A 6216-nucleotide genomic window follows, 5' to 3' on the forward strand; every position below is an offset into this window, starting at 1 on the left:
ATATGTCAAAGAGTACCTGAATTGGTACACAGCTCGTAAGGATATTTCTAGAGATCTAAAAAGTCCTGTAGCTCCTTGTGTTGGTTTATTTTTGAAACGCACTCACCTAGTTACAGGGGATGATGCCCATTATGTAGCAATGGTGCAGGAGTTAGAAGCACTAGGCGCACGGGTATTACCTGTTTTTGCTGGTGGTTTGGATTTCTCTAAGCCTGTGGATGCTTACTTCTACGAACCAAATACCAACACACAGTTGGTAGATGCGGTGATATCGCTGACTGGTTTTGCTTTAGTGGGTGGCCCAGCCAGACAAGACCATCCCAAAGCAATTGAGTCACTCAAACGCTTAAACCGTCCTTACATGGTGGCGTTACCCTTAGTATTCCAAACCACAGAAGAGTGGATGGATAGCGATTTAGGCTTGCATCCTATTCAAGTAGCTTTGCAAATTGCGATTCCTGAATTGGATGGGGCAATTGAGCCGATTATATTATCAGGTAGAGATGGGACTACAGGGAAAGCGATCGCACTGCGCGATCGGGTTGAAGCTGTAGCCGAACGCGCCTTAAAATGGGCTAACCTCCGCCGCAAGCCAAAGCTGGAGAAAAAAGTCGCCATCACCGTTTTTAGCTTCCCACCAGATAAAGGCAACGTCGGAACCGCCGCTTACTTGGATGTATTCGGTTCCATCTACGAGGTGATCAAAGCACTGAAAAATAACGGCTACGACTTGCCAGATTTACCAGAATCAGCCGAAGCGTTGATGCAAGAAGTCATCCATGATGCACAGGCGCAGTACAACAGCCCAGAACTCAACATTGCTTACAAAATGTCGGTTCCTGAGTATGAGGCGTTAACCCCATACTCTCAACGCCTAGAGGAAAACTGGGGCCCACCTCCCGGACATCTCAACAGCGATGGGCAAAATCTGCTAATTTATGGTAAGCAATTCGGTAACGTCTTCATTGGGGTACAACCTACATTTGGTTACGAAGGCGACCCGATGCGACTCTTATTCTCCCGTTCAGCTAGCCCTCATCACGGTTTTGCTGCTTACTACACTTACCTAGAGCAAGTTTGGAAAGCTGATGCTGTACTGCACTTTGGTACACATGGTTCCTTGGAATTCATGCCAGGTAAACAGATGGGGATGTCTGGTGATTGTTATCCAGATAACTTGATTGGCTCAATTCCCAACTTGTATTACTACGCAGCCAATAATCCGAGTGAGGCGACAATTGCCAAACGTCGGAGTTATGCTGAAACAATTTCCTACTTGACACCGCCAGCAGAAAATGCTGGTTTGTATAAAGGTTTGAAGGAACTTAGCGAGTTAATTGCTTCTTACCAAACCTTAAAAGATAGTGGACGCGGCGTTCCCATTGTCAACAGTATTATGGATAAATGCCGGATCGTGAATCTGGATAAGGATATCAACCTGCCAGAAACCGATGCCAAAGAGATGAGTGCCGACGATCGCGATAATATTGTTGGCAACGTCTACCGTAAGTTGATGGAAATCGAGTCTCGGTTGTTGCCTTGTGGGTTGCACGTCATTGGTAAACCGCCAAGTGCAGAAGAAGCGATCGCAACTCTCGTCAATATTGCTAGTCTAGATCGTCAAGAAGAAGAAATTGTTGGTTTACCGCGAATTATCGCCAACAGCATTGGGCGTAACATTGACGATATTTACCAAAATAGCGATCGGGGCATTTTAGAAGATGTCCAGTTATTGCAAAATATCACCTTAGCCACCCGTGCAGCAGTTAGCGCCCTTGTTCAAGAGCAAACCGACGCCGAAGGACGAGTTTCTCTGGTTTCCCGGTTGAATTTTTTCAACATGGGTAAAAAAGAACCTTGGGTGGAATCATTGCATAAAGCAGGTTATCCCAAAGTCGATAACGTAGCCCTAAAACCATTATTTGAGTATTTGGAATTCTGCCTGCAACAAGTTTGTGCCGACAACGAACTGGGAGCATTACTCAGAGGCTTGGAAGGCGAGTACATCCTACCTGGCCCTGGTGGCGATCCCATCCGCAACCCGGATGTATTGCCTACAGGTAAGAATATTCATGCACTCGATCCGCAATCCATCCCCACAACAGCGGCAGTACAATCAGCCAAAATCGTCGTAGATAAGCTTTTGACACGTAACAAGGCAGAAAATGAAGGAAAATGGCCAGAAACCATCGCCTGCGTCCTTTGGGGAACCGATAACATCAAAACTTACGGCGAATCCCTAGCGCAAATTATGTGGATGGTGGGTGTGCGTCCAGTTCCAGATGCCTTGGGACGGGTGAACAAGTTGGAATTAATATCTCTAGAAGAGTTGGGACGACCCAGAATTGATGTGGTAATCAACTGTTCTGGTGTATTCCGCGACTTGTTCATCAACCAAATGAACCTGCTAGACCAAGGGGTGAAGATGGCAGCTGAGGCAGATGAACCCTTAGAAATGAACTTTGTTCGCAAACACGCTTTGCAACAAGCCCAAGATATGGGGATTAATCTGCGTCAAGCAGCGACGCGCGTTTTCTCCAACGCTTCTGGTTCCTACTCGTCAAATATCAACTTGGCGGTAGAAAACAGCACTTGGGACAGCGAAGCCGAGTTGCAGGAAATGTATCTCAACCGGAAATCCTTCTCCTTCAATTCCGATAACCCCGGAATCATGGATGAATCTCGGCAGATTTTTGAAAGTACATTGAAAACTGCTGATGCAACTTTCCAAAATCTCGATTCTTCCGAGATTAGCTTAACGGATGTTTCCCACTACTTTGATTCAGATCCCACTAAGCTGGTGGCAAGTCTGCGCGGTGATGGTAAAAAACCAGCATCTTATATTGCAGATACAACCACAGCTAACGCCCAAGTGCGGACATTATCAGAAACCGTGCGTTTGGATGCGCGTACCAAATTGTTAAATCCCAAATGGTACGAGGGGATGCTGTCTCACGGTTACGAAGGTGTGCGCGAACTCTCCAAGCGGTTGGTGAATACAACAGGTTGGAGTGCGACAGCTGGCGCTGTGGATAACTGGATTTACGAGGATACTAACGAAACCTTCATCAAAGATGAAGAAATGCAGAAACGGTTGCTGAACCTTAATCCCCATTCTTTCCGCAAGATTGTATCAACTTTGTTGGAAGTGAATGGACGCGGTTATTGGGAGACTAGCGAGGATAATTTAGATCGTCTGCGCGAGTTGTACCAAGAGGTTGAAGACCGGATTGAAGGAATAGAATAGTCCTTATAGGGCAGGTATCTTACCTGTCCTAATCTTCAATCTAAAATGCCCCAATGAATGCTTTAACCATTAACCTTAAACCTGTGCTGGAATTGACAGATGAGCAGTTTTTCCAGCTATGTCAAGCAAACCGCGATTTGAGATTTGAACGCACTGCAACCGGAGAACTAATTATCATGCCACCAACCGGGGGAGAAACCGGAAATCGTAACGCTGGGCTAACTGCTCAACTTTGGATTTGGAATGAGCAAAATAAACTGGGTATCGCCTTTGATTCCTCTACAGGTTTTAAACTTCCCAATGGTGCAGACCGTTCACCTGATGCTTCTTGGCTGAGATTGGAACGCTGGAATGCACTTACTCAAGAACAACAAACAAAATTTATACCACTTTCACCTGATTTTGTTGTTGAGTTACTTTCGCCAAGTGATAGTTTGAAAGTTGCTCAGGAAAAGATGAGGGAATACATAGATAATGGTGTGCGTTTGGGTTGGTTAATTAATCGTAAATCGCGGCAAGTAGAAATTTATCGGCAAGGTCAAGAGGTTGAGGTATTGGAATCGCCTGTTACTTTGTCAGGAGAAGATGTTTTACAGGGGTTTATTTTAAATATTGAAGCGATTTGGTAACTGAATAACAAAACAAGAGCCATGAAAAATTTAGACGCAGTAGTTCCCCAAATTATCCACTAGACTGCAACATTTAGTGAAATTTTATTTGCTGCTTGCTGTAAATTGGTGTGTTAGTGTAGCTTACCATAGGTATAACGACAAGCCGCTACGCATCTACGCATTATTTTTGAGGTTTTCTGCAAGGCGATCGCTTTATTTTTGAAGTTTTCTACAAGGCGTAGGCGTAGCCCGTCGTAGACATCGCTCTATTGGACATCAAAGCAGATGCAGCGTTTGATTTGATGGACAAAATCTTGTCCGCTATATTTAAGGTGTACCAGTTGCTTCCTCACTCCAAGTTAATCAGTATGGATATCACAGCTACTTTGAACGAAATCGCAACTCTCAGTGTTGTAGATAGAATCCGTATTGTACAGGCAATTTGGGATACCATCGCTGCAAAGCAAGTTTACCCTGATTTAACTGATGCACAAAAGCAAGAGCTTGATCGTCGAACTTGTGACTATAATTCAAATCCAAATAATGTGCTGACTTGGGAGGAAATCAAAGCATCGATTAAGGGGCAACAATGAATTATGTCCTGGTGTTTCGCCCAGAGGTTTGAGAAGAATTCTGTAAGGCGATCGCTCCTCATAAACTATCAAAGCATAAAATTAAAGCATGACTATTCATAAAACAGATATGCTAAAAACGCTTTGGGCTACTGTTCGGCAAGGAAAAATCGAATTGCTGGAGTCAGAGGAATTACCGGAAGGAACAAGAGTTTTAGTGACGCTGCTTCCTGATGATGAAACTGAATTTTGGCTTCAAACCAGTCAAACATCACTCTCATCAGTTTGGGATAACGCTGAGGATGATGTCTATGTCCAACTACTCTAAAAATGACATCATTTTGGTTCAGTATCCCTTTTCAGATTTGTCCAGTTCAAAAGTTAGACCTGCTGTTGTTGTAAGTGCGCCACACGTTTCTCAAGACATTCTAATTACACCCTTGACAAGCAAAACTGGAGCATTGCTAGAAGGTGAGTTTGTCTTGTCTGAATGGGCAACAGCAGGGCTAAACGTGGCTACAGCAGTCAAGAGAGGTTTATACACAGTGCATAAAAGCTTAGTTGTAAAAGTGATTGGCAAGTTAGCTGATGCTGATGCTGAACTGTTAGAGCAATCTTTGCGGTGTTGGTTGGGGTTGTGATAGTATTGGCAACTTCGCAAAATTGAGAATTGAATGCTTAAACAAAGCGATACCTACGGTAAGCTACGCTAACGCACTCACTCTTGGACAACAGGCGATGTCTAACGACAAGCCGCTTCTTTTCGAGAGGCTACGCCAACGCGTCTACGCTTTGTTTTTGAGGGTTTCTGTAAGGCGATCGCTCTTTTGTTAACTATTATTTTCTTTAGGGCAAAATCTCAAAGCTATTGCAGTGCTGAGGTCGATATAATCTAAAATCTCGCTGATCTAAGGTAAATATTTTTTTAATACCATAGCGTTCAGCTATAGCCATAACACTTGCATCTACAAAATCAATCCGACTATCTGTATATTCATCCAAGATTTCCGCCACACGAATTACATCTTGGTCTGTTAAAGCTACTAAAGTAAATCGACTTGCAGATAGTCCTTGCAAAAAAGCTACAACTGTCGCTATACCTGCATTACGTCCTACCAAATAAGCTAATGCTAATACTGTTTGTGGTAACAGAATTTGTTTTTGTTGTATGTATACTGTTGCCACAATACTGTGCATTGCATCCGATCTGTTCAACAATGCTACAACAAAACCCGTATCAGCTACTGCTAAGGTTATTTCCACGTCCAACCAGATTCTTCAGTAATCTCCTGTTGGAGAATATCTTCTGAGTTTGTAGCCAAATCAGGTGTTCCTGCAAATAAGCCAATTAATGGGTCAGACACAGCATTATCAACTGTTTCTAGCAATTGAGTTTCGAGATATAGCCTAACAGCTTCGCTGATAATTGATTCAGGAGATTGCCCTCGTTGACTAGCCAGATTTATGACTTTTTCTAATAAAGTCTGTTCCAGTTTCCAGTTAAATGTAGAGTCCACCAGATAACTTCTCTCTCTTTAGTAACAAAAGATATTCTAACAAATAGGGGTTTGATGCTCACTCTTATACTTTCTTTTAGGGCAAAATTTCAAAGCGATCGCATTTGCTTGTTGAGCGTACGCATTTGCTTGTTGAGTGATCGCATTTGCTTGTTGAGCGACAGCATTTGCTTGTTGAGCGACAGCATTTGCTTGTTGAGCGACAGCATTTGCTTGTTGAGCAACAGCATTTGCTTGTTGAGCAACAGCATTTGCTTGTTGAGCAACAG

8 protein-coding genes are annotated in these 6216 nt (G+C 43.5%); 5 read left to right on the plus strand and 3 right to left on the minus strand.

Features of this window, described 5'->3' with window-relative positions; genetic code table 11:
• The 5 genes from LC574_RS21770 to LC574_RS21790 form a co-directional block, all read left to right on the plus strand.
• Nucleotides 1–3247, plus strand: a 3247-nt coding sequence (locus tag LC574_RS21770; protein ID WP_229455567.1) for a magnesium chelatase subunit H, incomplete at its 5' end; no start/stop codon positions are given.
• 53 nt (nucleotides 3248–3300) lie between these two features.
• Nucleotides 3301–3876 carry a Uma2 family endonuclease gene (locus LC574_RS21775; RefSeq protein WP_229455568.1) on the plus strand — a complete coding sequence of 192 codons (576 nt, stop codon included), beginning with the start codon at nucleotides 3301–3303 and terminating at the stop codon, nucleotides 3874–3876.
• 251 nt (nucleotides 3877–4127) lie between these two features.
• Nucleotides 4128–4451, plus strand: coding sequence for an addiction module protein (locus LC574_RS21780; RefSeq protein ID WP_229455569.1), 324 nt, complete (start codon nucleotides 4128–4130; stop codon nucleotides 4449–4451).
• 88 nt (nucleotides 4452–4539) lie between these two features.
• A complete protein-coding gene (locus LC574_RS21785; protein WP_229455571.1) occupies nucleotides 4540–4758 on the plus strand; it encodes a hypothetical protein in 219 nt (72 codons plus the stop codon).
• Complete coding sequence (locus LC574_RS21790; protein ID WP_229455572.1) at nucleotides 4742–5071, plus strand: type II toxin-antitoxin system PemK/MazF family toxin; 330 nt, start codon at nucleotides 4742–4744, stop codon at nucleotides 5069–5071. The genes LC574_RS21785 and LC574_RS21790 overlap by 17 nt, the downstream gene beginning before the upstream one ends.
• Before the next feature lie 205 nt (nucleotides 5072–5276).
• On the opposite strand, the gene LC574_RS21795 is transcribed toward LC574_RS21790, so the two are convergent.
• From LC574_RS21795 to LC574_RS21805, 3 genes are all read right to left on the minus strand, one after another.
• Nucleotides 5277–5693 (minus strand): PIN domain-containing protein, encoded by a 417-nt coding sequence (locus LC574_RS21795; protein ID WP_229455576.1) that lies wholly within the window; start codon nucleotides 5691–5693, stop codon nucleotides 5277–5279.
• Nucleotides 5684–5947: a hypothetical protein gene (locus tag LC574_RS21800; protein ID WP_229455574.1), complete on the minus strand. Its 264-nt coding sequence runs from the start codon at nucleotides 5945–5947 to the stop codon at nucleotides 5684–5686. The genes LC574_RS21795 and LC574_RS21800 overlap by 10 nt, the downstream gene beginning before the upstream one ends.
• 36 nt (nucleotides 5948–5983) lie before the next feature.
• On the minus strand, nucleotides 5984–6216 hold a 233-nt coding region (locus tag LC574_RS21805), incomplete at its 5' end, for a hypothetical protein (RefSeq protein ID WP_229455575.1).

It is taken from the genome of Nostoc sp. CHAB 5715 (genome assembly GCF_020829685.1).
GTDB lineage: Bacteria > Cyanobacteriota > Cyanobacteriia > Cyanobacteriales > Nostocaceae > Nostoc.